The sequence below is a fragment of the Pseudomonas sp. 2FG genome, assembly GCF_005502935.1.
Lineage (GTDB): Bacteria > Pseudomonadota > Gammaproteobacteria > Pseudomonadales > Pseudomonadaceae > Aquipseudomonas.
The window spans coordinates 75,011-101,042 of sequence record NZ_SCMP01000015.1 but is presented as its reverse complement, the minus strand read 5'-3'; the positions used below and the strand labels follow the sequence as shown (position 1 = coordinate 101,042).

24 protein-coding genes are annotated in these 26,032 nt (G+C 63.2%); 7 read left to right on the top strand and 17 right to left on the bottom strand.

The window, feature by feature from the left end; all coding sequences use genetic code 11:
- Positions 1 to 73 precede the first annotated feature (73 nt).
- Positions 74 to 412, top strand: coding sequence for a histidine triad nucleotide-binding protein (locus tag FFS13_RS15805; protein WP_137820042.1), 339 nt, complete (start codon positions 74 to 76; stop codon positions 410 to 412).
- A 169-nt stretch (positions 413 to 581) separates the two neighbouring features.
- On the top strand, positions 582 to 1,229 hold the full coding sequence (gene coq7 / locus FFS13_RS15800) for a 2-polyprenyl-3-methyl-6-methoxy-1,4-benzoquinone monooxygenase (RefSeq protein ID WP_137820041.1): 648 nt from the start codon (positions 582 to 584) through the stop codon (positions 1,227 to 1,229).
- Positions 1,230 to 1,297: 68 nt separating this feature from the next.
- On the opposite strand, the gene speD is transcribed toward coq7, so the two are convergent.
- Together speD and FFS13_RS15790 are read right to left on the bottom strand one after the other, a co-directional pair.
- Positions 1,298 to 2,092: an adenosylmethionine decarboxylase gene (gene speD / locus FFS13_RS15795; RefSeq protein ID WP_137820040.1), complete on the bottom strand. Its 795-nt coding sequence runs from the start codon at positions 2,090 to 2,092 to the stop codon at positions 1,298 to 1,300.
- Positions 2,093 to 2,327: 235 nt separating this feature from the next.
- A complete protein-coding gene (locus FFS13_RS15790; RefSeq protein WP_137820039.1) occupies positions 2,328 to 2,750 on the bottom strand; it encodes an OsmC family protein in 423 nt (140 codons plus the stop codon).
- Positions 2,751 to 2,983: 233 nt separating this feature from the next.
- Here FFS13_RS15790 and crp point away from each other — a divergent pair, with 233 nt between their 5' ends.
- Entirely contained in the window at positions 2,984 to 3,628 is a 645-nt protein-coding gene (gene crp / locus FFS13_RS15785; RefSeq protein WP_137820038.1) for a cAMP-activated global transcriptional regulator CRP, read from the top strand.
- 60 nt (positions 3,629 to 3,688) lie between these two features.
- Here crp and trpC read toward each other — a convergent pair whose 3' ends face one another.
- The 15 genes from trpC to FFS13_RS15710 form a co-directional block, all read right to left on the bottom strand.
- Positions 3,689 to 4,525, bottom strand: a complete 837-nt coding sequence (trpC, locus tag FFS13_RS15780; RefSeq protein ID WP_137820037.1) for an indole-3-glycerol phosphate synthase TrpC — start codon at positions 4,523 to 4,525, stop codon at positions 3,689 to 3,691.
- A complete protein-coding gene (trpD, locus tag FFS13_RS15775) occupies positions 4,522 to 5,568 on the bottom strand; it encodes an anthranilate phosphoribosyltransferase (RefSeq protein ID WP_137820036.1) in 1,047 nt (348 codons plus the stop codon). The genes trpC and trpD overlap by 4 nt, the downstream gene beginning before the upstream one ends.
- The gene (locus tag FFS13_RS15770; RefSeq protein WP_137820035.1) at positions 5,565 to 6,161 is read right to left on the bottom strand and encodes an aminodeoxychorismate/anthranilate synthase component II; all 597 of its coding nucleotides are present in this window, start codon (positions 6,159 to 6,161) and stop codon (positions 5,565 to 5,567) included. Before FFS13_RS15770 ends, trpD begins: the two co-directional genes overlap by 4 nt.
- A gap of 23 nt (positions 6,162 to 6,184) precedes the next feature.
- Positions 6,185 to 7,672: an anthranilate synthase component I gene (trpE, locus tag FFS13_RS15765; RefSeq protein WP_137820034.1), complete on the bottom strand. Its 1,488-nt coding sequence runs from the start codon at positions 7,670 to 7,672 to the stop codon at positions 6,185 to 6,187.
- Between the two features lie 153 nt (positions 7,673 to 7,825).
- Positions 7,826 to 8,677, bottom strand: coding sequence for a phosphoglycolate phosphatase (locus FFS13_RS15760; RefSeq protein WP_137820033.1), 852 nt, complete (start codon positions 8,675 to 8,677; stop codon positions 7,826 to 7,828).
- Positions 8,674 to 9,348: a ribulose-phosphate 3-epimerase gene (gene rpe / locus FFS13_RS15755; RefSeq protein ID WP_137820032.1), complete on the bottom strand. Its 675-nt coding sequence runs from the start codon at positions 9,346 to 9,348 to the stop codon at positions 8,674 to 8,676. The genes FFS13_RS15760 and rpe overlap by 4 nt, the downstream gene beginning before the upstream one ends.
- Before the next feature lie 143 nt (positions 9,349 to 9,491).
- On the bottom strand, positions 9,492 to 10,322 hold the full coding sequence (locus FFS13_RS15750; protein ID WP_137820031.1) for an ABC transporter permease: 831 nt from the start codon (positions 10,320 to 10,322) through the stop codon (positions 9,492 to 9,494).
- A gap of 25 nt (positions 10,323 to 10,347) precedes the next feature.
- Positions 10,348 to 11,595, bottom strand: a complete 1,248-nt coding sequence (locus FFS13_RS15745; protein WP_137820030.1) for an ABC transporter permease — start codon at positions 11,593 to 11,595, stop codon at positions 10,348 to 10,350.
- A 164-nt stretch (positions 11,596 to 11,759) separates the two neighbouring features.
- Positions 11,760 to 12,791: an ABC transporter substrate-binding protein gene (locus FFS13_RS15740; RefSeq protein ID WP_137820029.1), complete on the bottom strand. Its 1,032-nt coding sequence runs from the start codon at positions 12,789 to 12,791 to the stop codon at positions 11,760 to 11,762.
- Between the two features lie 61 nt (positions 12,792 to 12,852).
- Positions 12,853 to 13,965 carry an ABC transporter ATP-binding protein gene (locus FFS13_RS15735; protein ID WP_137820028.1) on the bottom strand — a complete coding sequence of 371 codons (1,113 nt, stop codon included), beginning with the start codon at positions 13,963 to 13,965 and terminating at the stop codon, positions 12,853 to 12,855.
- A 332-nt stretch (positions 13,966 to 14,297) separates the two neighbouring features.
- The gene (locus FFS13_RS15730; protein ID WP_137820027.1) at positions 14,298 to 14,927 is read right to left on the bottom strand and encodes a response regulator transcription factor; all 630 of its coding nucleotides are present in this window, start codon (positions 14,925 to 14,927) and stop codon (positions 14,298 to 14,300) included.
- 27 nt (positions 14,928 to 14,954) lie between these two features.
- Positions 14,955 to 17,345 carry a PAS domain S-box protein gene (locus tag FFS13_RS15725; protein ID WP_137820026.1) on the bottom strand — a complete coding sequence of 797 codons (2,391 nt, stop codon included), beginning with the start codon at positions 17,343 to 17,345 and terminating at the stop codon, positions 14,955 to 14,957.
- A gap of 166 nt (positions 17,346 to 17,511) precedes the next feature.
- Positions 17,512 to 18,279, bottom strand: coding sequence for a TerB family tellurite resistance protein (locus FFS13_RS15720; protein WP_137820025.1), 768 nt, complete (start codon positions 18,277 to 18,279; stop codon positions 17,512 to 17,514).
- Between the two features lies 1 nt (position 18,280).
- A complete protein-coding gene (gene murU / locus FFS13_RS15715) occupies positions 18,281 to 18,952 on the bottom strand; it encodes an N-acetylmuramate alpha-1-phosphate uridylyltransferase MurU (RefSeq protein ID WP_137820024.1) in 672 nt (223 codons plus the stop codon).
- Complete coding sequence (locus FFS13_RS15710) at positions 18,949 to 19,974, bottom strand: aminoglycoside phosphotransferase family protein (protein ID WP_137820023.1); 1,026 nt, start codon at positions 19,972 to 19,974, stop codon at positions 18,949 to 18,951. The genes murU and FFS13_RS15710 overlap by 4 nt, the downstream gene beginning before the upstream one ends.
- 126 nt (positions 19,975 to 20,100) lie before the next feature.
- Here FFS13_RS15710 and FFS13_RS15705 point away from each other — a divergent pair, with 126 nt between their 5' ends.
- The 4 genes from FFS13_RS15705 to rsmA all read left to right on the top strand — a co-directional run bounded on the left by FFS13_RS15705 (position 20,101) and on the right by rsmA (position 25,938).
- Complete coding sequence (locus FFS13_RS15705; RefSeq protein WP_137820022.1) at positions 20,101 to 22,812, top strand: LPS-assembly protein LptD; 2,712 nt, start codon at positions 20,101 to 20,103, stop codon at positions 22,810 to 22,812.
- The gene (locus tag FFS13_RS15700; protein ID WP_171006502.1) at positions 22,793 to 24,085 is read left to right on the top strand and encodes a peptidylprolyl isomerase; all 1,293 of its coding nucleotides are present in this window, start codon (positions 22,793 to 22,795) and stop codon (positions 24,083 to 24,085) included. The genes FFS13_RS15705 and FFS13_RS15700 overlap by 20 nt, the downstream gene beginning before the upstream one ends.
- Complete coding sequence (gene pdxA / locus FFS13_RS15695) at positions 24,082 to 25,068, top strand: 4-hydroxythreonine-4-phosphate dehydrogenase PdxA (RefSeq protein ID WP_137820020.1); 987 nt, start codon at positions 24,082 to 24,084, stop codon at positions 25,066 to 25,068. The genes FFS13_RS15700 and pdxA overlap by 4 nt, the downstream gene beginning before the upstream one ends.
- Positions 25,069 to 25,131: 63 nt before the next feature.
- Positions 25,132 to 25,938, top strand: coding sequence for a 16S rRNA (adenine(1518)-N(6)/adenine(1519)-N(6))-dimethyltransferase RsmA (gene rsmA / locus FFS13_RS15690; protein WP_137820019.1), 807 nt, complete (start codon positions 25,132 to 25,134; stop codon positions 25,936 to 25,938).
- Positions 25,939 to 26,032: the final 94 nt, after the last annotated feature.

The window sequence follows — 26,032 nt, the reverse complement described above, 5'->3', positions numbered from 1 at the left end:
CCGGCCGAGGCTGGCCGGGCTTACCGCGCACCGTTAAACTCGGGGCTTCTTATCGCAAGCCGGAGAGCTGTCCGTGGACTGTCTGTTCTGCAAGATCGTCGCCGGGGATATTCCCGCGCGCAAGCTTTATGAAGACGACCAGGTGTTCGCCTTCCACGATATCGGCCCGCAGGCCCCCGTGCATTTCCTGGTGGTCCCGAAACGCCATATCGCCACCCTCAACGACCTGGGCGAAGACGATAAAGCTCTGGCCGGGCATATGCTCTTCACCGCCCAGCGCCTGGCCAAGGAGCTGGGCTGCGACGCCGGCTTCCGGGTGGTGATGAACTGCAACGCGCAAGGCGGGCAAACCGTTTACCACATTCACATGCACGTGCTCGGTCAGCGGCAGATGCATTGGCCGCCGGGCTGATGCGGCGACTTTCAACCCTCGCACTGACGACGCTGCTATCGCTGCCGGCCTTCGCTTAATAAGGCCGGCGCGACCTCAAGCAGCCACCGCATAAGGGCTACACCCCGGTCGCGACCGCTTCAGGGGATTGGAGTAAACTGCCCGCGTAGATTTTTCCGGAGGCGCCTTTATGGCTACCGAACGCCACTACTCTGCCGTCGATCGCCTGTTGCTGCAAGCCGATGCGGCGCTGCGCACGCTGCTGCCCTTCAGCGGCCAGCCCTACCGTCCGTCACCGGCTTTGGTGCAGCCCGAAGCCGAGCTGAGTGCCGAAGACGCTCGGCATGTCGCCGGGCTGATGCGCATCAACCATACCGGTGAGGTCTGTGCCCAGGCGCTCTATCAAGGCCAGGCGCTGACCGCCAAGCTGCCGCACGTGCGCGCCGCCATGGAGCATGCCGCCGATGAAGAAGTGGATCACCTGGCCTGGTGCGAACAGCGTATCCGCCAGCTGGGCAGCCACCCGAGCCTGCTCAATCCGCTGTTCTACGGCCTGTCCTTCGGCCTCGGCGCTGTGGCCGGGCTGGTCAGCGACAAGCTCAGCCTGGGCTTTGTCGCCGCGACTGAAGATCAGGTGTGCAAACACCTGGACGAACATCTGACCCAGTTGCCGATCGAGGATGACAAGTCCCGCGCCATTCTCGAACAGATGCGCAGCGATGAAGCGCAACATGCCGCCAGCGCACTCGAGGCCGGCGGCTTCCGTTTCCCGGCGCCGCTCAAGTTCGGCATGAGCCTGCTGTCCAAGGTCATGACCACAAGCACCTATCGGATCTGAACCGGGCGCAATCGCTGGGCAATAAAAAGGGCCGCTGAATCAGCGGCCCTTTTTATTGCTGCAAGAACTCAGCGCGGCATATTGCGCGCGGAGAAGATCTCCAGCATTTCGTGCTTGACCCGAGTGGCCACCAGTTCACGTTGCTCGCTGGAAAGATTCTGCGTGGCGTCGCCGAACAGGTAGTTGTCCAGTTCGAACTCCTTGAGCAGCATCTTGGTGTGGAACAAGTTCTCCTGGTACACGTTGACGTCGGTCATTTGATAGGCCGCCTGCGTGTCCTCGGACAGGTAGTTCTGGATCGAGTTGATCTCGTGATCGATGAAGTGCTTCTGGCCTTCCACGTCGCGAGTGAAACCACGCACCCGATAGTCGACCGTGACTATGTCCGAATCGAACTGGTGGATCAGGTAGTTCAGCGCCTTCAGCGGCGAGATTACCCCGCAGGTGGACACGTCGATATCCACGCGGAAGGTCGCGATGCCGTCCACCGGATGGATTTCCGGGTAGGTGTGCACGGTGATATGGCTCTTATCCAGGTGCGCCAGAATGGTTTCCGGCAGCGGGCCTGGCGACTCCTCGATCTGGCTGTCGGTCGGGGTGACCGGCTGCTCGGAGATCAGAATGGTCACGCTGGCGCCTTGTGGATCGTAATCCTGGCGGGCGATATTGAGGATATTGGCGCCGATAATGTCGACAACATCGGTGAGAATCTGCGTCAGGCGCGCGGCGTCGTACTCTTCATTGATGTACTGGACGTAGGCCTGCTGGTCTTCCGGCGTTTCCGCGTAGCAGATGTCATAGATATTGAAGCTCAAGGTCTTCGTCAGGTTGTTGAACCCGTGGAGCTTGAGTTTGCTTTTCACCGTAGGTAACTCTCTTTAGCTATGCGGCATTGCCGCGTGATCGAGCATGCCCGTCAGATGCGAACGACGCGTCTGCGTAGGACGGTTAACACCTCTTCGCGATGGCGATTTTGGTTGTTCGTTCGAGGCCCTGATTCAATCAACCCAGGCCCCTGAAAAAGGGGCGCTATTATGCAGAGGTCGGTAACCTGCTGCCAGAGTGTGCGCCACTTTTGTGATGTTCGGATGTCGCTACTCAGCCGAGCTCGATGAGCTCGTAATCGTGGGTGATCTCTACCCCGCCGCGACCGAGCATGATCGACGCCGAGCAGTACTTCTCCGCCGACAATTCGACCGCACGTTTCACCTGCGCCTCTTTCAGGCCGCGACCCTTGACCACGAAATGCACGTGGATCTTGGTGAAGACCTTCGGCTCTTCGCTGGCGCGTTCGGCCTCGAGAAAGGCTTCGCAGCTTTCCACCGCTTGGCGGGATTTCTTCAGGATGCTGACCACATCGAAGTTGGTGCAGCCACCCAGGCCGATCAGCAGCATTTCCATCGGCCGCACGCCGAGATTGCGTCCACCGCTCTCCGGTGGGCCATCCATCACCACGGCGTGACCGCTGCCGGACTCCCCGAGAAACAGGGCTTCGCCAGCCCACTGAATGCGTGCTTTCATTGCCACGACTCCGCTGTTAAAAAGAGCGGCCAGCTTAGCACAGCGCTATAGACGGACTTAGTCACAGCAGAACGCCTGATAGTCATAGCGCAGATGTTAGTTACGTCGCAAAACCGCTCAGCGGTCATGGGCCTCTGTTAAGCTGGCGCCGGATTACTGGCACACTGGCCGGATAACTTATAAGAAATTGCCTGCTAGACAAAGGCTTACATTTATCTTCTCGGGGCTAGGTCATGGTAGCGATAACACTTACACCTAAGATAAAAAATCTCGACAAGCTTCTCGCTCACTGCCACCGCCGTCGCTACACCGCCAAAAGCACCATCATCTATGCCGGCGATCGCTGTGAAACCCTGTTTTTCATCGTCAAAGGCTCGGTCACCATCCTGATCGAGGATGACGATGGCCGCGAGATGATCATCGCCTACCTCAATGCCGGAGATTTCTTCGGCGAGATGGGCTTGTTTGAAAAAGACGGCAGCGAAAAAGAACGCAGCGCCTGGGTGCGCGCGAAGACCGAATGCGAAGTCGCCGAACTGAGCTACGCCAAGTTTCGCGAGCTGACCCAACAGGATCCGGACATCCTCTACGCCCTCGGCAGCCAGATGGCCGAGCGCCTGCGCAACACCACGCGCAAGGTCGGCGACCTGGCCTTCCTCGACGTCACCGGGCGCGTCGCCCGCACCCTGCTGGATCTGTGCAAACAGCCGGATGCCATGACCCATCCGGACGGCATGCAGATCAAGATCACTCGCCAGGAAATCGGCCGCATCGTCGGTTGCTCGCGCGAAATGGTCGGTCGCGTGCTCAAGGCCCTGGAAGAACAAGGGCTGGTCCACGTCAAAGGGAAAACCATGGTGGTGTTCGGCACGCGCTGAAACGCAGAAACCAAAAGGCCGGCATTTAGCCGGCCTTTTTTATGGGTGCAATTTAACGTCTCAATCGACGTCGGGGCTGGTCAGCACGCGACCGCGCTCGGGGAAGAACAAACGCTGCAGCTCGGCGCCGGGGTTATCCGCGCGCATAAAGGCCTCGCCGACCAGGAAGCCGTAGACCTCGCTGATTTCCATCAGCTCGACATCCGCACGGTTCATGATCCCGCTTTCGGTCACCACCATACGCTCACGCGGAATCCGTGGCAGCAGATCGAGGGTGGTTTCCAGGTTGACCTCGAAGCTATGCAGACTGCGGTTGTTGATGCCGAGCAACGGCGTGTCGAGGGTCTTCAGCGCCCGCTCCAGCTCATCGCCATCGTGCACCTCGACCAACACATCCAGGCCAAACTCTTTCGCCACCGCCGCCAGTTCCGCCATCCGCGCATCGTCCAGCGCCGAGACGATCAACAGCACGCAATCGGCTCCGAGGGCACGCGCCTCGACTATCTGATAGGGATCGAGCATGAAATCCTTGCGAATCACCGGCAGGCTGCAGGCGGCACGCGCCTGCTGCAGATAGCGATCGGCGCCCTGGAAGAAGTCCACGTCGGTCAACACCGACAGACAGGCCGCGCCGCCGGCCTCGTAACTCTTAGCGATGTCGGCCGGCACGAAGTGCTCACGCAGCACGCCCTTGCTCGGCGAGGCCTTCTTGATCTCGGCAATCACCGCGGGCTCTTTGCGCTTGGCGCAGGCCAGCAGCGCCTTGGCAAAGCCACGCGGTGCATCGGCCGCGCGCGCCTCGCGCTCGAGCTCCGCCAGACTGACCAGCGTGCGCCGGGCAGCGACTTCCTCGACTTTGCGCGCGAGGATTTTTTCGAGGATGGTGGGCAGGCTCACGCTTCATTCTCCTGGCGGAACACCGCGGTCAAGGACACCAGCTCTTCCAGTTTTTCGCGGGCCAGCCCCGTGTGCAGCGCATCGTGAGCCAGGTGCATGCCTTCCTTCAAGCTGCTGGCGTGGTCCGCGGCATAGAGCGCGGCGCCGGCATTGAGGACGATCATCTCGGCGGCTTTCTGACCGTTCTCGGTCTTGCGTCGGCCGAGGGCATCGCGGATCAACTCCAGCGACGCTTGCGGCGTGTCCACCGTCAGGCCGATCAGGCTCTGGCTCTTGATGTCGAAGTCTTCCGGCTGGATGCAGTATTCGCTGATCACCCCCTTGTTCAGTTCCGCAACGAAGGTGGGCGCGGCTAGGCTGATCTCGTCGAGCCCATCCTGCGCATGCACGACCAACACGTGTTCGCTGCCCAGACGTTGCAGCACCTCGGCCATCGGCCGGCACAGCGCCTGGCTGAAGACGCCGATCACCTGATGCTTCACCGCTGCCGGGTTGGTCATAGGCCCGAGCATGTTGAACAGGGTGCGCAGGCCCAGCTCGCGGCGCGGGCCGATCGCATGCTTCATCGCACCGTGATGGGCCGGCGCGAACATGAAACCCACACCGACCGTCTCGACACAGCGGGCCACCTGTTCGGGGCTGAGGTTCAGGTACACCCCGGCGGCCTCGAGCAGGTCGGCACTGCCGCTCTTGCCGGACACCGCGCGGTTGCCATGCTTGGCCACGTTGCCACCCGCCGCCGCGACCACGAAGGCCGCCGCCGTGGAGACATTGAAAATGTTCATGCCATCGCCGCCGGTGCCGCAGGTGTCGACCAGGCGCTCGGCGTTGACATGCACCGGCGCGGCCAGCTCGCGCATGACCTGGGCGGCCCCGGCGATTTCGTCGATGGTCTCGCTCTTCATGCGCATGCCCATCAGGAAGGCACCGATCTGCGCGTCGGTGCACTGCCCGGTCATGATCTCGCGCATGACGTCCTGCATTTCCTCGGTGCTCAGGTCGAGCTGGCTGACGATCCGGTTGAGGGCTTCCTTGATGTTCATCCGCGCACGCCTCCGTGTTGTTTGAGGAAGTTGGCAAAGAGCTCGTGGCCCTGCTCGGTAAGGATAGATTCCGGATGGAACTGCACACCCTCGATGTTCCAGGTTTTATGCCGAAGGCCCATGATCTCGTCCACGGAGCCGTCTTCCCGCTGAGTCCAGGCGGTCACCTCCAGGCAGTCCGGCAGGGTTTCGCGCTTGACCACCAGGGAATGGTAGCGGGTCACCGTCAGCGGGTTGTTCAGCCCGTTGAACACGCCCTGATTTTCGTGAACGACCGGGCTGGTCTTGCCGTGCATCACCTGGCGCGCCCGCACCACATCGCCGCCAAAGGCCTGGCCGATGCTTTGATGGCCCAGGCACACGCCGAGGATCGGCAGCCTGCCGGCGAAGTGCTCGATCACCGCCAGCGACACGCCGGCTTCGGTCGGCGTGCAGGGGCCGGGCGAGACCACAATACGCTCGGGGTTCAGCGCTTCGATTTGCGCCACCGTCAGCTCGTCGTTGCGGATGACTTTTACCTCTGCACCCAGCTCGCCGAGGTACTGCACGACGTTGTAGGTGAAAGAGTCGTAATTATCGATCATTAGCAGCATGGCTCTTACTCCTTGCACGCGGCTCAGGCGTCGGTCTTGGTGGTTTGTTCGGCTAAAGCCACGGCGCGGAACATCGCGCGACGTTTATTCAGCGTCTCTTCCCACTCCAGCGCCGGCACCGAGTCGGCGACTATGCCACCGCCGGCCTGCACATGCAGTTCACCGTTTTTAATCACCGCGGTGCGGATCGCAATCGCGGTGTCCATATTGCCGTTCCACGCCAGATAGCCCACGGCACCGCCGTAGACCCCACGCTTGACCGGTTCCAGCTCGTCGATGATCTCCATCGCGCGGATCTTCGGCGCGCCGGACAAGGTGCCGGCCGGCAGAATCGCCCGCAACGCATCCATAGCGCTCAGCTCGCTCTTCAGCTGGCCGGTGACGTTGGAGACTATGTGCATGACGTTGGAATAACGCTCGATGACCATTCTCTCGGTGACCTTCACCGAGCCGGTTTTGGCCACCCGGCCGACATCGTTGCGGCCCAGGTCGATCAGCATCAGGTGCTCGGCGAGTTCCTTGGCGTCGGACAACAGGTCTTGCTCCAGCGCCAAATCGGCCGCTTCGCTGGCGCCGCGTGGACGGGTGCCGGCGATCGGGCGGACGGTGACCAGGTTGTCCTCGACCCGTACCAGCACTTCCGGCGAGCTGCCCACCACGTGGAAGTCGCCGAAGTTGAAGAAGTACATATAGGGCGTCGGGTTGAAGCAGCGCAGCGCCCGGTAGAGATCGATCGGCGCCGCCTTGAAGTCGATGGACATGCGCTGCGACGGCACCACCTGCATGCAGTCGCCGGCGAGGATGTATTCCTTGATGGTGCCCACCGAGCGTTCGTAGTCCTCACGGGTGAAGCTGGAGCGGAACAGCGGCTCGGCGCCCGATTCCTGGGTGAAGTCCAGACCACGCCGGGGCGTGATCGGCTGACGGAGCTTTTCCAGCAACTCTTCCAGACGCGCCCGGCCATTTTCGTAGGCGTTGGCCTCGGCGGGGTCGGCCAGCACTATCGCGTGCATCTTGCCGGCCAGGTTGTCGAACACCACCACCGCGTCGGAGACCATCAGGAGGATGTCGGGATTGCCCAGCGGATCAGGGTTCGGGCACTTGCCCAGACGCTTCTCCACATAGCGCACGCAGTCGTAGCCGAAATAGCCGACCAGGCCACCGTTGAAACGCGGCAGCCCCGGGATGCTCGGCACCCGGTAGCGCGCCTTGAACTGTTCGACGAAGGCCAGCGGATCTTCGGCCTCCAGCCGCTCGATCTCGACGCCATCCTGGCTCACACTGATCTGTTGCTCATGCACGCGCAGCACGGTGCGGCACGGCAGGCCGATGATCGAGTAACGCCCCCATTTCTCCCCGCCCTGGACGGACTCGAGCAGATAGGAGTTGGGTTGGTCGGCCAGCTTCAGGTAGATCGACAGCGGGGTGTCGAAGTCGGCCAGGGTTTCGCAGGCAAGCGGGATACGGTTATAGCCGGCAGCGGCTAAACGCAGGAATTCTTCGCGGGTCATGAATCAGCCTCGTGGCTTGAGGGTAAAAGCCTATCTAATATCTGCTGCGTTTGGTGAGGCGGCGTTTCACCTTGCCTGACCTGCGCTCGCGACGATCTTAGATTAGGTTTAGGTCGGATAGGCAAACGCACCGGCGAACCGGCCAGGATCAAGTCAGGCGCGCCAACGCCAACGGGCCAAGGCCTTGAGGATTTTCATCCCGGACTGTATGAACCCTGACTTCACGAACCAGTGTTTGCGGGTGACCACCACGATGGAATCTCTTGGGCGGGGGGATTGAGTAGTGTCGGGCAACGTTAGCGCAGCGGCTGGCTCGAAGCAACCAGGCAGCAGCTCGCGCAGATCATCGATCACCAGCGCCGGCGACTCTTCGGCAATCGGCCGGCCGTGGTTATAACCGTAACTCATGGCCACGCAGGACACGCCGGCGGCTTTGGCGGCCAGCACGTCGCTGCGCGAGTCACCGATAAACAGTGCATCTTGCGCATTGACTTCGGCCATTTTCATCACCTGCAGCAGCGCCGTCGGGTCGGGCTTCTGCTGCGGCAGGGTATCGCCGCCGATGATCCAACGGAAATAGCGACCGATGCGCATTTCATCCAGCAGCGGCGCGACGAAACGCTCCGGCTTGTTGGTGATCAGCGCCATCTCGACGCCCTGCTGCTTCAGCCACTTCAGCGTTTCGCGCACGCCAGGATAGAGCAGGGTCAGGCCATGGCTGTCGGCATAAGCCTCCATAAACACGGCCAGGGCTCGCTCGGTCTCGGCCTCGCCCACTGCCCCATGCTGCAGATCGCCGGCCAGGGCGCGCCGCACCAGCACCCGCGCGCCATTACCGACCCAGTTGCGCACCCGCTCGATACCCGCGGCCGGCCGGCCGAGGGTCAACAGCATCTGGTCGATAGCCGCCGCCAGATCCGGCACCGAGTCGACCAGGGTACCGTCCAGGTCGAACATCACCAGGCGCGGCAGGCGACCGGGGAGCAACCGCTCGAAACCACTCATCCGCGTGCGCGCGCCAGTTCTTCACGCATCTGCCGGATGACGGCGGCGTAGTCCGGCGTATTGAAGATGGCGGAGCCGGCGACAAAGGTGTCGGCACCGGCGGCGGCGATTTCGCGGATGTTCTGCACATTCACCCCACCGTCGATTTCCAGGCGAATCTCACGCCCGGAGGCCTCGATCAGCGCCCGTGCCTCTCTCAATTTATCCAGGGTGCTGGGGATAAACTTCTGCCCGCCGAAGCCTGGGTTGACACTCATCAACAGGATCATGTCGACCTTGTCCATCACGTACTTCAGGCTTTCCAGCGAGGTGGCCGGGTTGAACACCAGGCCGGCCTTGCAACCGCCGTCCTTGATCAACTGCAGCGAGCGATCGATATGGCCGCTGGCTTCCGGATGGAAGGTGATGTAGCTGGCACCGGCCTCGATGAAGTCGCCGATGATGCGGTCGACCGGCGACACCATCAGGTGCACGTCGATCGGCGCGGTGATGCCGTACTTGCGCAGTGCCGTGCAGACCATCGGGCCGATGGTCAGGTTGGGCACGTAGTGGTTGTCCATCACATCGAAGTGGACGATGTCGGCGCCGGCGGCGAGGACGTTGTCGACTTCCTCACCCAGGCGGGCGAAGTCGGCGGAGAGAATCGACGGAGCAATAGCGAAGGGCTGCATGGCGCACCTCAGAGCGAAATCACAGTGGCGCGCATTGTAGCCGAGTCGGCTGATCCGGCGGTTGTCATGTGTCAGTGGCGGGCCTGCAACTTTGCTCGCAGGCCCGCCACTCCAGTCACAGTCCAGCCTCTACAGCAGCGAACTCAACCCTCGTTTGGCGCGATACGCAGCTGCTCGCTACGCCCACGCAGCCATTCCAGGGTCAGCAACAGCACCACGGAGAAGCCGATCAGCAGGGTTGCCGCCGCGGCGATGGTCGGGCTGAGGTTCTCGCGGATGCCGCTGAACATCTGCCGCGGCAGGGTGGCTTGCTCGGGGCCGGCGAGGAACAGCGTGACCACCACCTCGTCGAACGAGGTGGCGAAGGCGAACAGCGCGCCGGAGATCACCCCGGGGGCGATCAGCGGCAGGGTCACCCGGAAGAACGCCGTCAGCGGCGCGGCGCCGAGGCTGGCCGCCGCGCGCACCAGGTTGTAGTTGAAACCCTGCAAGGTGGCCGACACGGTGATGATCACGAACGGTACGCCGAGCACGGCATGCACCAGAATCAGCGATATATAGCTGTTGCCCAACCCCAGCGGCGCGAAGAACAGGTAGCTGGCCACACCGACTATCACCACCGGCACCACCATCGGCGAAATCACCAGGCTCATCACCAGCGCCTTGCCGCGGAACTCGCCGCGGGTCAGGCCGATCGCCGCCAGGGTGCCGAAGACCATCGCCAGCACGGTCGCCGCCGGGGCGACGATCATGCTGTTCTTCAACGAGCGCATCCATTCGGCCGAGGCGAAGAAGTCCTGGTACCAGTGCAGCGAGAAGCCCTGCAGCGGATAGACCAGGAAACTCCCGGAGTTGAACGACAACGGCACTATCACCAGCACCGGCAAGATCAGGAACAACAACACCAGGCCGCAGAGGCTGCGCAGCGTGTAGAACCAGACGCGCTCGATGGGGGACAGGTAAGGACTGAGCATTTCGACTTCTCCTTGAACAGACGGCTTAGCTCAGGCGCAGGCGGCTCGCGCCCACCAGCCAGCTGTAAACCACGTAGAGCACCAGGGTGGCGAAGAGCAGCAGGCCGCCGAGGGCCGTGGCCATGCCCCAGTTGATGCTGGTGTTGGTGTAGAACGCGACGAAGTAGCTGACCATCTGGTCGGTCGGGCTGCCAAGCAGCGCCGGGGTGATGTAGTAACCAATCGCCAGGATGAACACCAGCAGGCAACCGGCGCCGACACCGGCCAAGGTCTGCGGGAAGTACACCCGCCAGAAGCTGGCGAACGGATGGCAGCCGAGGGAAATCGCCGCCCGCATATAGGTCGGCGAGATGCCCTTCATCACGCTGTAGATCGGCAGGATCATGAACGGCAGCATGATGTGCACCATCGAGATGTACACCCCGGTACGGTTGAACACCAGCTCCAGCGGCTTGTCGATCAGCCCCAGGCTCATCAGCGCGCCGTTGATCAAACCGCCCGACTGCAAGAGCACGATCCAGGCGGCCACCCGCACCAGAATCGAGGTCCAGAACGGCAGCAGCACCAGGATCATCAACAGGTTGCTCTGGCGTGACGGCAGGTTGGCCAGCAGATAGGCCAGCGGATAGGCCAGCACCAGGCAGATGGCGGTGATCACCAGGCCCATCCAGAAGGTGCGGGCGAAAATATCCAGGTAAATCGCCTGATCCGGCGTGGCCGCTGCCAGCTCGCCGAGGTCGTCGATGCGATGATCGACCGCCGCCAGCAGATAAAACGGGGTGACGCTGCGGGTGTTGCGGCTGATCGCCTGCCAATAGGCCGGGTCGCCCCAACGCTCATCGAGGGCTTGCAGCGCCTCTTTATAAGAGGCCGGCTCGGTTTTGAACGGTAGCGCCCGGGCGGTTTTCGCCATCAGGCTGCGGTAACCGGCCAGTTCCATGTTCAGGCGTTTGGACAGATCGCCCAGGGTCTGATTCTTCCGCGCCTCGGCCAGGTCCAGGCTCAGCGCCTTATAAGCAGGCTCGCCAGGCAAGGCCTTGCCATCCCAACTGGCGACCGCCTCGAGGGTGCGTGGCAGCGTGCCGACCACTTCGCTGTTACCGACGCTCTTGTAGAGCAGCGCGACGATCGGCACCAGGAAGATCAGCAGCAGAAACAGCACCAGCGGCAGAATCAGCGCCTGGGCTTTCAAGCGGTTCAGCCGCTCGGCACGCGCCAGGCGTTGTTTCAGGGTGGGGCCGGCGACCTCGGTCAAGGACACTGCGATGGCCATAGCGAACTCCGGGAAACGGGTGGTCTAAGCCACCGTAAATAAAATCTACTCGTCGTCCCCGCGTAGGCGGGGACCCAGTTCTCGAGTTTTCTGGGCTCCCGCCTGCGCGGGAGTGACGGTACTGCGGTCGCGTAGCCGGCATTGCTCCGGCTACGCGACCCGACCTACTTGGCCGCCCAGGAGTTGAAGCGCTGCTCCAGTTGCTCGCCGTAGTCGGCCCAGAAGGTGACGTTCATGGCCACCTGGTTCTCGATGTTTTCCGGGGTGGTCGGCATGTCTTTCAACAGCGCCTTATCCAGCAGCGGCACGGCCTGCTTGTTCGCCGGGCCGTAGGCGATGTTTTCCGAATAGATCTTCTGTTGCTCGGGCTTGACCGAGAAGGCGATGAACTTCTGTGCTTCGGCCGAGTTCTTCGCGCCTTTCGGGATGGCCCAGGCGTCGAAGTCATAGATGCCGCCGTTCCACACCACCTTCAGGTTGCTTTCCTTCTGTACGGCAGCGATGCGGCCGTTGTAGGCCGAGCTCATCACCACGTCACCGGAGGCCAGGTACTGCGGCGGCTGGGCGCCGGCTTCCCACCACTGAATGCTCGGTTTCAGCTGATCGAGCTTCTTGAACGCGCGGTCGACGCCCTCCTTGGTCGCCAGCACGCTGTAGACGTCCTTCGGCGCCACGCCATCGGCCATCAAGGCGAATTCCAGGGTGTACTTGGCGCCCTTACGCAGGCCGCGCTTGCCGGGGAATTTCTCGGTGTCCCAGAAATCCGCCCAACTGGTCGGCGCGCTTTGCAGCTTGTCGGCGTTGTAGGCGAGCACCGTGGACCAGACGAAGAAGCCCACGCCGCACGGCTGGATGGCCCCCGGCACGAAGTCTGCGGGATTACCGAACTGGGCCGGGTCGAGCTCTTCGAACATGCCCTCGTCACAGCCGCGGGCCAGCTCCGGCGATTCCACTTCGACCAGATTCCAGGACACGCTCTTGGTGTCGACCATGGCTTTCACCTTGGCCATCTCGCCGTTGTACTCACCGGCGATGATTTTGCCGTTGCCGGCCGCCTCCCAGGGTGCGTAGAAGGCCTTGACCTGGGCGTTCTTGTTCGCCCCGCCGAAGGACACCACGGTCAGGTCGGCCGCCATGGCCTGAGCGGCGCAAGCCAGCCCGAGAGCCAGGGCGGTGAGTTTGAGAGATTTATTCATTGTTGTTTTCTCCACAGTTCAGGTTGGTAAAGAATGCAGGGTTGGTAAAGCGCGGGGTCGATCAGTGAGCTTCCAATAACGGGTCGAGCGCGCGGACGTGCTCGACGTGCCAGCCGAGCGGCACCACGTCACCCACCGCGAGGGCCGGATCCAGCTCGGCAATCGGTTGTTTGACGAAGAAGTCGGCCTTGCCACACACCTCCAGACGCACACGCACGTGGTCGCCCAGGTAGATGAATTCCTCCACCCGACCGGAGAAGCGATTCGTGCAGGCCTCGCTGGAGCCGTTCAACAGCACCCGTTCCGGGCGGATCGAGAGGGTCACCGGCTCGCCGGTCTGACCGACGTTGACCGCCAGCGCCTCGACCTTCTCACCGCGCGCCAGCTCGACCACGCAGCGCTCACCCGTGTGGCTGAGCAGACGCCCATTGATGCGGTTGTTCTCGCCGATGAAGTTGGCGACGAAGGTGTTCTTCGGCTCTTCATACAGGGTGCGCGGGGCGGCGATCTGCTGGATCTCGCCCTGATGGAATACCGCCACCCGGTCGGACATGGTCAGCGCTTCGCCCTGGTCGTGGGTGACGTAGACCACGGTCACGCCGAGGCGCTTGTGCAGGTGTTTGATTTCCATCTGCATGTGCTCGCGCAGCTGTTTGTCCAGCGCGCCAAGCGGCTCATCCATCAGCACCAGTTGCGGCTCGAACACCAGTGCACGGGCCAGCGCCACGCGCTGCTGCTGGCCGCCGGAGAGCTGGCCGGGATAGCGGTTGCGAAAGCTGTCGAGCTGCACCATCGACAGCGCGCGCTTGACCCGCTCGCTGATGTCGGTCTTGCTCAGGCCACGCACCGACAGCGGAAACGCCAGGTTCTCCGCCACGGTCATGTGCGGGAACAAGGCGTAGTTCTGAAAGACCATGCCGATGTCGCGCTTGTGCGGCGGGACGTTGTTGATCGAGCGCCCGGCGAGGAGGATTTCCCCGGCGGTGGGCGTCTCGAAACCGGCCAGCATCATCAGGCTGGTGGTTTTGCCGGAGCCGGACGGCCCGAGCAGGGTGAGGAATTCGCCTTTGCGAATCTCCAGGTTGAGGTCTTTGACGATGAGGTTCTCGCCGTCGTAGCTCTTCTGTACGCCACGGAAGCTGACCAACACATCGTTCGCTTGCGTCTCGACCATAACCACACCTTTATTTTTTTGTATGTCGTGGTTAAAGACTAGAGAAGCCTGCAGGCAGCGCAAATCGGGGGGTATGAGAGATTGCTATAAGAACAGTGGCCGACTGTGGGTAGGGATTGCCCTACACCGACGGCGCGAACAGGCATGGACCGGCGGGCGGCGACGGCGAGCTAGGCCTGCCGCCACGCAATGGGGGTCGCAAATGGATATGTCGCTGCTGAAGATGCGCCGGGGAATGCCGTAGGGCAGACACCAGAGCGCAGCGAACAGTCCGCCGCCTGGCGTTGCGTGGCATGACCTGGCGTACTGCTGCGCGAATACGCCCTAGCGCATCAGACCAGCTTATGCTCCAGGGCATAGCGCACCAGATCCGCCACCGAGCCGGCATTCAGCTTTTGCATCAAGCGTGCCTTGTGGGTGCTGATGGTCTTGTTGCTGAGCGCCAGTTGCTGGGCGATATCGTTGACGTTGGCACCCTGGACCAGGCGCTCGAACACCGAGAACTCGCGCTCGGACAGCCGCGCATGCAACGGCCGTGAATCGGTCAGGCCGACTTCGAAGACCATCCGGTCGGCCAGCTCCGGGTCGATATAGCGGCCGCCGGCGGCCACCTTGCGAATCGCCGTGAGCAGCAACGCCGGGTCGCTGTCCTTGGTCGCGTAACCCGCCGCCCCGACCTTCAAGGCCCGCGCGGCCATCTGCGCCTCATCGTGCATCGACAGCACCAGGATCGCCGGCGCATGGTGCAAGGCGCGAATCCGTGGAATCGCCTCCAGGCCATTGACGCCGGGCATGGAGATATCCAACAGCACCACCTCGCACTCGAGCTGCCGCAGGATTTCCAGCAACTGCTCGCCATTACTGGCTTCGCCGACCACGCTGAGGTCCTTGGCCAGGCCAATCAGTTGCTTGATGCCCTCACGGACGATGGTGTGATCTTCGGCAACCAGAACACGAATCACGCAGGTGTCTCCTTAGGCTGGGGCCTGTCAATCCAATGGGATGCGCACGCTCAAGGTGGTGCCTTCGCCGAGCCGACTGTCGAGCGTCAGGCTGCCACCGAGCATCAGCACGCGCTCACGCATGCCGACCAGGCCGAAGGAGCTGGGGCGGCCCGGGGCGACGACGAAACCGCAGCCATCGTCGCTGACCGTCAGGCACAACGCACCCTCCTCCAGTGCCAGGCGCAGTTCGACAGTATGCGCCTGCGCATGCCGCATGACGTTGGTCAGCGCCTCCTGGAGGATGCGAAACAGGCCGATGGCCTTGGCGTCCGCCAGCGCCGGCAAGTTCTCCGGCACCTGCACCAGGCAGGGAATCTGCGTGCGCGCCTCGAAGCGCTGGGCCTGCCATTCGATCGCCGAGCCGATGCCCGCGTCGAGGATCGGCGGACGCAGGGCGGTCGCCACATCGCGCACCAGTTGGAACAGATTGGCGATCAAGCGCTTCATGCTGTTCAGGCGTTCCTGCAAGCCCGGGTCGAGCTCGGCATAGGCCAGCTCGCACATCGAGGTTTCCAGCTTGAGCACGGTCAACACCTGGCCCAGCTCATCATGCACTTCACGGGCGATGCGGGCTTTTTCCTCTTCGCGCACGCTCTCCAGGTGCGCCGACAACTCGCGCAGTTGCGCGCGCGACTCGGCCAGTTCCAGCTCGATGCGCTTGTTCTCGCTGATGTCCCAGACGATGCCGTCCCAGACCACCAGGCCATCCTGCAGATGCCGGGCAATCGCCTTGATATCCGCCCAGCGCTGTTCGCCCTCGCGGGTCAGGATGCGGCCCTGCCAATGCCAATCGCTGTCGCTGGCGAGCGCCTGATCCTGGCTGCGGTGATAACTGGCTTTATCGTCCACATGCACCAGGCTGCGCAGGCCGCGGTCGGCGGCCAGCAGCGTGCTGGCGGAATAGCCGACCAGGCTTTCGCTGCCTTCGCTGATGAAGGCAAAGTCCACCGCCGCATCGGGTTGCGGGCGCTCCAGGCGAAACACCAGACCCGGCACGTTGGCGGCGATGCCTTGCAGGCGTGCCTCGCTTTCCTGCAGGGCGGCCAAGGCCCGGCGCCGCTCGGTGACGTCGGTGATGTACACCACCAAATACTCGGCCTGGCGAAAACGCAGGAAGCTCAGCGATACATCGGCCGGCAGCGCACTGCCGTCGGCGCGGCGGCAATTGGTCTCGAAACTCAAGGGTCCCTCCTCGCTCGAACGCGCACGCTTCCACAGCGCCAGCCAGCGATCCATGTGCAGGCTCGGCTCGAATTCGATCAGCGGTCGATCGACCACGCCCCCCGGCACATAACCGAGCATCTGCTCCGCCGCACGGTTGGCGTAGCGCACGTGGCTGTCCCAGTTGACCCAGAGAATGCCGACTGTGCTTTGATCGATGGAGAACTGGGTCAGGCGCAGCGCTTCTTCCGCCGCCTCGCGCAATTCGATGGCGTGCCGCGCAGCCAGCAAGCCACGCTCCAGCGCATGCAGTTGGCGGCGCAGCCAGAACAGGCAGGCCAGTGCCGCCAGCAGCAACACCGCGAGCAGCAAGCCGAGGTTCTGCCAGAAGCCCGGCGACTCGGCGAGCCGCGGATACTTGAGCTGCAGCCAGCGCCCGTGCAGTTGATCCAGCTGCTTGGGGGAGATCGTCCGCAGCGCGCTATCGATGATCCCGGACAGCTCCGGCCAGTCGCGCCGCGAGGCGATACGCAGCAGTTGCGGCAAGCCGATATCACCGACCACGGCGAGCTCGGCGAATTCGCTCTCGCGGGATAAGCGGCTGAGCTGCGCCTCATCGATCACCGCATATCTGACCTGCTGGCCGAGCAGGTTCTGCAGCGCCTGGCGCTCGCTGGTCGCCGCTTGCAGGTTGAGGTTGATGTAGGTGCCGCGCAGGTAATCGGCCACCGCACTGGGCATGCGCACGGCGACCGGATCTTGCGCACCGAGCTGTTCCAGATCGACCGCCGCGCCGCCATTGCGCGCGCCCACGAGCAACTGCGGCACGCGCATATAGGGGTCGGAATACAGCCACAGCCTGAGCCCGGCCGGGGTCTGGCTCAGGCCCGGGGCCAGGTCGACTTGCCTGGCCCGCACCGCGGCCTCCAGCGCGGCCTGATCGGCATACTGCTGCCAGACCAACTCGACCTGCAGCGCCGCCGCCAGCCAATTCATCAGCTCGACATTGGCCCCGGAGAGCTGCTGCAGGCGCCGATCGAATTGCGCATAAGGCGCCTGCAAGACCACCCCGACGCGCAACTGCCGATGCTCAGCCAACCAGGCGCGTTGCTGCTCATTCAACGGCAACGCCAGCGCTGCCGCTGCCGCGCTGAGGGCCGGCGTTGGCAGCAACAGCCAACAGGTCAGGAGGCAAAGGGTCAGCAAACGAATCATCCAGCGCACAGCCCCGGGTAGTTAGAAAAGGACAACCGCCATACCTTACTCCAGCCCACCCAGATCCGGCGAAGGCGCGGCCTGACCAAGAGCCAGCAGGCCATTAGGTTGCCGCCATAGCTCCCGGCCTGGACTGTTCCGCTGCACCCACTGCTACGCCGGACAGCTAGCGAAAACCGCGGCGCTCACGGATCAAGCCGTAAGCGCCGTGCAGCTCGCGGGTTTTCTCCGTGGCCTCGCGTACCCGCGCGGGATCGGCTCCGGCGCCGAGCAGTTTGTCCGGATGGTGCCGGCTCAATAGCCGCCGGTAAGCCCACTTGATCGCGGCGGGCTCGCTCTCGGCCGTCACGTCGAGCAAGCGCAAGGCGTTCTGATAGGCCGCCGCACCCTGCAACAAGGAGCCCTTATGCGGCTCATATTCACCGGCCAGTGCGGCAACCCGGTCGCTGCGCCAACCCAGCCACTGGCCCCACAGCAGAATCAGCTCGCGCTCCCGCGCGGTCACCCGCCCATCGGCCCCGGCCATCCGCCAGCAGGCTCGCAGCAGCTCTTCGACCCGGCCTTCGCGGTTGCGCAGTTGGCGTAATGGCAGGCGCAAGCCCTCGCGCCCGGCCTTGCCACGGCTGAAGGCGTCGATGGCCCGCCGCTGCCCTGCGTCATCCAGCTGCAGCCGGCGCATCTCGGCGCGCGCCAGTTGGATATGGGCTTCCAGCACCTGCCCTCCGCTCTTGGCCAAACGCCCGAGCAACACAAACAGCAGTTCCTCATCACTCGGCATGGGCGCCGCGCCTAAGCGCTCACGCAGGCTCGCCCAACTCTGCAAGCCCATACGACGATCCAACACCTGCCCGAGCAATGTGCCGAGCAGCGCGCCGGGGATGCTGGCCAACGCCAGGCCCGCAGCCGCACCGAGCAGCGTGGCCGGCCAAAGCATCTCAGCCCGCCACCGCGAGCAAACGCTCGACGTGCGCCAGCCGCTCGTGGGTGCCGACATCCACCCAGCGCCCGCCGAACCGCTCACCGCTGACTTGGCCCGCGGCCATCGCCTGACGCAGCAAGGGCGCCAGCTTGAAGGCGCCCGCCTGGCAGTCGGCAAACAGCGCCGGATCGAGCACCGCGATCCCGCTGTAGGTCAGGCTCGGCGCACCGTCCTGGCCATCGCCGACCCGGCCATCCGCCAGACAGAAGTCACCGCGGGCGTGATGCGCGGGGTTATCCACCAGCACCAGATGGGCCAAGCCGCTTAGGGGTCGCCGCAGCGTGGCAAAGCCGTAATCGGTCCAGATATCGCCGTTGACCACCAGAAACGGCGCATCGCCGAGCAGCGGCAAGGCCCGGAAGATCCCCCCGCCGGTCTCCAAGGGTTCACCTTCGGCGGAATAACGGATGCTCATGCCAAAGCGTGCGCCATCGCCCAGATGGTCCTCGATCTGCTGGCCGAGCCAGGCGTGGTTGATCACCACCTCGCGAAAGCCCGCCGCCGCCAACGCCCGCAGGTGATATTCGATCAACGGCACGCCGGCCACCGGCACCAAGGGCTTCGGCGTGTGCAGGGTCAAGGGCCGCATGCGCTCGCCTTTGCCGGCGGCGAGGATCATCGCCCTCATGCCGGGGCGACCTCGGCCTGTGGCAGGCTGGCCAGGAGTTCACCGAGCTCGGCCAACTCCGGCCGCCGCGCCAACACCGCGTCGATATAACGGAAGAAGCGCGGCACATCGCCGAGGTACTTCGGCTTGCCGTCACGGTGGCAGATGCGCGCGAAGATACCGATGACCTTGAGGTGGCGCTGCACCCCCATCAAATCACTGGCCCGCAGGAAGTCCTCCAACTCAGGCTGAACCGGGATACCGGCCTCGCCCGCCAGTTGCCAATAACCCGCCAACCAGCTGCGCACCTGCGCTTCCGGCCAGCTGAGGAAGGCGTCCTTGAACAGGCAGGTGACGTCATAGGTGACCGGGCCGTAGACCGCATCCTGGAAATCCAACACTCCCGGCTTGGGCTCACTGTCCATCAGGTTGCGCGGCATATAGTCACGGTGCACCAGCACTTGCGGCTGGGCCAAGGCGCTGTCGATCAACAGCACGCAGACCCGCTGCCAGGCCGCCAGTTGCTCGCCACTCAGCTCGACCCCGAGTTGGCGCCGCAGATACCAATCCGGAAACAGCTGCAACTCGCGGCGCAGCAAGGCCTCGTCATAGCTCGGCAGTTGCGCATCCAGTGGCAGTTGCTGGAACGCCAACAAGGCCTGCAACGCACCGGCGAACAAGGCCTCGGCGTTATCCGGGTTGATCACCTCGAGGTAGGTCTGCCGGCCCAGATCGGAGAGCAACAGAAAGCCCCGCTGCAGATCCGCAGCCAAGATCTGCGGCACGTTGACCTGCGCCTCGGCCAGTAAGCCGGCGATCTTGACGAAGGGTCGGCAATCTTCCTGCGGCGGCGGGGCATCCATCACGATCAAGCTGCGGCCCGCCCCTTCCCAGCGAAAGTAACGCCGAAAGCTCGCATCACTACTGGCCGGCGTCAGCGTCGAGGGTGGCACGACACCCCAGCCCTTGGCGGTAAACAGGGCCGGTAAATGCTGGTCGAGCCAGCCAGTCAGCTGTTGCAGGCGTACATCTTCATCAAGCATTACAAGGGTCTCCGACGGCGCTAGCCGTTGTGCGGGTCATGCTTTATTATCCAGCATCTTTTTCAGCCCATCGAGAGGCGTGCGGTCCTAGCGGGCCGATGGCGCGCAGGAAGCCCGGACTACAAGATGGCAGTAAAATACCCCGCGTTTCGTAAAAAATTCCCACTGCTGGTTACCGGCAGTCTATTGGCCTTGCAATCCGTTGCCACCCAATATGTGGTCGCCGCCGAGCAGTTTGACTGCAAGGTGTCCGCATCTGGCGGCTGGGCCTGTACCCCGAAGGCGGATGCCGCCGCGCTCCCACCACGTCCCGTGCATAGCACTGGCGCGGTGAGCTCGACGGTTGGCACTGTCGCAGAAAAGCCGGGCAGCACAGGCGCCGCCGCCGAAGGGCAAGCCCCTCAGCTGGTTACCGAGAGTGAGGGCAAAGGCCTGGCGACACGTAGCGCCGACTTCAGCCATCTGGATTGGGTGCCCCGCGACAAGCTCAGCGCCGCCCAGCTGGCCGAGACCGGCCCCTACTGTGCCGGCGCCTATATCGAGCCGAGCCGGCCCGGGATGAACGACCAGACGCCGCTCGATGAAGCGCCGATGTTCGTCTCGGCCAAGGCCTCGCGCTATGAGCAAGAACAGCAAGTCGCCACCCTGGCCGGCGATGTGGTGCTGCGCCAAGGCAGCATGCAAGTCGAAGCCGACGAGGCCAGCCTGCACCAAGCCGAGAACCGCGGCGAACTAAACGGCAACATCAAGCTGCGCGATAACGGTGCCCTGGTCGTCGGCGATCACGCCGAGCTGCAGCTGGACAACGGCGAAGCCAAGATCGATAACGCCGAATACGTGCTGCACAAGGCCAATGTTCGCGGCAGTGCGCTGTACGCCAAGCGCCAGGAAGACGCCATCATCCGCCTCAAGGATGGCACCTACACCCGCTGCGAACCAGGCAGCAATGACTGGAACCTGAAAGGCAACAACATCACGTTGAACCCGGCCACCGGTTTCGGCACGGCCACCAACGTGACCCTGCGGGTGAAGGACATTCCGGTCTTTTACACGCCGTACATCTATTTCCCGATCGACGACCGGCGCCAGTCCGGCTTCTTGCCGCCGAGCATCGGCACGTCCAGCGACACCGGCTTCATGCTGGTCACGCCTTACTACTTCAACCTTGCGCCGAACTACGACGCCACCCTCTACCCGCGCTACATGAGCGAGCGCGGCCTGATGATGGAAGGCGAGTTCCGCTACCTGACCAAAAGCAGCGAAGGGCAACTGGGCGCCTCCTACCTGGACGACCAGGAAGACGAGCGCAAGGACGAGCCGAAGTTCGAAGACCAGCGCTACCTCTATAATTGGCAACACAAGGGTGGCCTGGACTCGCGCCTGCTGGCCGAAGTCGACTACACCAAGATCAGCGACCCGTACTACTTCCAGGACCTGGAAACCGACCTGGATGTCAGCAACCAGACCTTCGTCGACCAGCAAGGCAGCCTGACCTACCGCGGCGACAGCTTCGCGGCGCGACTCAATGTGCATGCCTATGAGCTGGCCACCGTCACGGACGTCACGCCCTATGATCGACTGCCACAGGTCACCTTCGATGGTGCCCTGCCGTTCCAGCCCGGTGGTTTGAACTTTACCTACGGCACCGAGTTCGTCCGCTTCGACCGTAACCTGGATGAATATGTCTTCGCCGGCACGGCAAGCCCGGACAGCAACCTACGGGGACTGACACGGACCAACGGCGACCGCGCGCATGTGGAGCCAGGCGTCGGCCTGCCGCTGAACTGGCACTGGGGCTTCGTCAAACCGACGGTCAAGTACCTCTATACCGACTACAGCCTGGACCTGGATCAGCGGGGTAAGAACACCCTGGCCGCCGGCCAGAGCTTCGAGAGCAGCCAGGATCGTGGTGTTCCGCTGTACAGCCTGGATAGCGGCCTGTATTTCGACCGCGATACCACGTTCTTCGGCAAGGGCTTCCGCCAGACGCTGGAACCGCGCCTGTACTACCTGAATGTGCCGTTCCGCGATCAGTCGGACATCCCGGTCTTCGACACCAGCGAAACCACCTTCAGTTATGCCTCCTTGTTCCGTGAAAACCGTTTCTCCGGCAAGGATCGCATCGGTGACGCGAACCAGCTGTCGCTCGGCACCGCCAGCCGCTTTATCGAGCCGAACGGCTTCGAGCGAGCCCGCGTCGCCGTCGGCCAGATCTTCTACTTCGAAGACCGCCGCGTGCAGCTGCCGGGTATCGACGAGAAAGAGACTGCCTCCACCTCGCCGTACGCCCTGACCGGTCAATATCGCTTCAACCGCGACTGGCGCCTGTCCTCCGACTACAACTGGGATCCCGACCAGGGCGAAACCCGCTCGGGCAACCTGATGTTCCATTACCAGCCGGAAGCCGAGCCAGGCAAGATCGTCAACGCCGGCTACCGCTACCGTAACGACACCAGGCGCTTCAACCCGAACACCGGTGAGTTCGAGTTCGGCGGTGAAGAGTTCAAGATTGACCAGTCCGACTTCTCGGTCATCTGGCCAGTCGTTCCGCAGTGGAGCGCGATTGCCCGCTGGCAGTTCGACTACAACCAGAGCCGTACGCTCGAGGCCTTTGGTGGCTTCGAATACGACAGCTGCTGCTGGAAGCTGCGCCTGATCAACCGTTACTGGGTCGAGTACGATGAGTTCAACCTCACCCGTGACGAAGAGAAAGGCGACCGCGGGATCTTCCTGCAAATCGTGCTGAAGGGCCTCGGTGGCGTCGTCGGCAATAAGGTAGAGGGTTTCCTCGACCAAGGCATTCAAGGTTACCGTGAACGTGAAGACCAAGCTTTCTGATTGTCTGCGCCCGCTGTTGCTGGGCGCAGTGTTTCTGGGTACCGCGGCGCAGGCCGAAGTGCAATCCATCAACCGCGTCGTGGCCATCGTCGATACCGACGTCATCATGCAGAGCCAGCTGGATAGCCGTCTGCGCGAGGTGCAACAAACCATCGCCAAGCGCGGCGCCGCCCTGCCGCCGGAACATGTGCTGAGCCAGCAAGTGCTGGAGCGGCTGATCATCGAGAACATCCAGCTGCAAATCGGCGATCGCTCGGGTATCCGCATCACCGACGAAGAACTGAACCAGGCGATCGGCACTATCGCCCAGCGCAATAACCTGAGCGTCGAACAGTTCCGCGCGGCGCTGGCCCAGGACGGACTGTCCTACGACGATGCCCGCGATCAGGTGCGCCGGGAAATGGTCATCAGCCGCGTACGGCAACGGCGGGTGGCCGAGCGCATTCAAGTGACCGACCAGGAAGTGCAGAACTTCCTCGCCTCCGACCTCGGCAAAATGCAGCTCTCGGAAGAGTTCCGCCTGGCCAACATTCTCATTCCCGTCCCGGAAAGTTCGACGCCAGAGACCATTCAGGCCGCCGACCGGCAAGCCAGAGAACTCTACCGGCAACTGCAGCAAGGCGCCGACTTCGCGCAGCTGGCGATCGCCCGCTCCGCCAGTGAAACCGCCCTGGAGGGCGGTGAAATGGGCTGGCGCAAAGCCGCACAGATGCCACCACCGTTCGACAGCATGATCGGTGCCCTATCCGTCGGTGAAGTGACCGAGCCGATGCGCACTCCCGGCGGCTTCATCATGCTCAAGCTGCTGGAAAAGCGCGGTGGCGGCTCCCAGGTGCGCGACGAAGTGCATGTCCGCCACATCCTGATCAAACCGAGCGAAATCCGCAGCGAAGCGGAGACCCAGCGCCTCGCCGAGCGCCTCTACGAGCGCATTCTGGCGGGGGAAGACTTTGCCGAACTGGCCAAGAGCTTCTCGGAAGACCCGGGCTCCGCGCTGAATGGCGGCGATCTCAACTGGATCGACCCAAACTCCCTGGTTCCGGAATTCCGCCAGGTGATGGCGCATACCGCCGGTGGCGAACTGTCCAAACCGTTCAAGAGCGCCTATGGCTGGCACGTGCTGCAGGTCATGGGACGCCGGGCCACAGATAGCAGCGCAGAGTTCCGCGAACAGCAGGCCCTGAATGTGCTACGCAACCGCAAGTACGACGAAGAGCTGCAAGCCTGGTTGCGCCAGATCCGCGACGAGGCCTATGTAGAAACCAAGCTGTGACTCCACGGCGCTTCGCTCTAACGCCTGGCGAGCCTGCAGGTATCGGTCCCGACCTATGCCTGCTACTCGCCCAGCACACCCAGCCCCACCCCCTGATCGCGATTGCCAGCCGTGACCTGCTCGTCGAGCGGGCCGCGCAACTGGCGCTGAGCGTACGCTTACTGGCGGTCACGCCGGACGCCTGGCCTGATGCACCGGCACCAGCCGGCTGTCTGTATGTCTGGGATACGCCCTTGCGCGCAGCGGTAGAGCCCGGCCAGCTAGACCCGGCAAACGCCGCCTATGTGCTGGAAACCCTGACCCGGGCCGCCCAAGGCTGTGTAAACGGAGACTTCGCCGGGATGATCACCGCCCCGGTGCACAAAGGCGTGATCAACGAGGCGGGGATCGCCTTCTCCGGTCACACCGAGTTTCTCGCCGAACTCACCCACAGCGCACAGGTGGTGATGCTCTTGGCTACCCGCGGCCTGCGCGTAGCCCTGGTGACCACCCATCTGCCACTCAAAGAGGTGGCCGCGGCCATTACCGCCGAACGCCTGGAGCGGGTCGCCCGCATCCTGCACGCCGATCTGGTCAGCAAGTTCGGCATCGCCGCGCCACGTATCCTGGTCTGCGGCCTGAATCCCCATGCCGGCGAAGGTGGTCATCTCGGCCGCGAAGAGATCGACGTCATCGAACCCACCCTGGAACGTCTGCGCAGCGACGGCCTGAACCTGATTGGCCCGCTGCCGGCCGACACCCTTTTCACCCCGAAATATCTGGAGCACTGCGACGCAGTGCTGGCGATGTACCACGACCAGGGCCTGCCGGTGCTGAAGTACAAAGGCTTCGGCGCCGCCGTCAATGTGACCCTGGGTCTGCCGATCATCCGCACCTCGGTCGATCACGGCACCGCGCTGGATCTCGCCGGCAGCGGCAAGATCGACACCGGCAGCCTGCAAGTCGCGCTGGAAACCGCTTACCAGATGGCCGAGAGCCGCTAGGCTGGTCTTTATTTCCGGCGAGTTTCACAACGCGGTTCGCCATTAAACGTCAACAGAGCCTATATGAACGAGCACTACCAACACCGCGCCCGCAAGCGCTTCGGCCAGAATTTCTTGCATGATGCCGGGGTGATTCACCGCATTCTGCGCGCCATCTATGCCCGCCCAGCCGAGCGGTTGCTGGAGATCGGTCCAGGCCAAGGCGCACTGACGGAGGGCCTGCTCGCTAGCGGCGCACACCTGGACGTGGTCGAGTTGGATCTGGACTTGATTCCACTGCTCAAGCATAAATTCGATGCCAACCCCAACTTCACCCTGCACCAGGGCGATGCGTTGAAGTTCGACTTCGCCAGCCTGAATCCCGCACCGCATAGCCTGCGGGTGGTTGGCAACCTGCCGTACAACATCTCCACTCCGTTGATTTTCCATCTGCTCGAGCATGCTTCGCTGATCCGCGACATGCACTTTATGCTGCAGAAGGAAGTGGTCGAACGCCTGGCGGCGACGCCCGGCGGTGGCGACTGGGGCCGCCTGTCGATCATGGTGCAGTACCACTGCCAGGTGGAGCATCTGTTCAATGTCGGCTCTGGCGCCTTCAAGCCCGCGCCCAAGGTCGACTCGGCCATCGTGCGCCTGGTGCCGCATGAAACCCTGCCGCACCCGGCGAAAGACCATCGGCAACTCGAACGCGTGGTCCGCGAGGCGTTTAACCAGCGGCGCAAAACGCTGCGCAATACGCTGAAGGCCCTACTCAGCAGCGACGCGATCGAAGCCGCCAATGTCGATGGCAGCCTGCGCCCCGAGCAACTGGATCTGGCCGCCTTTGTCCGCCTGGCGGACCAACTGTGCGAGCAGACGAGCGCCGAGTAGGCCCTAGCGCGCTGTCGCGCAAATCCGTTCAAGCCTTCACTCGGCAAAATTGAACAGTTATTTTTCAGACGGCGCACTAAACTCGACTCCCGGC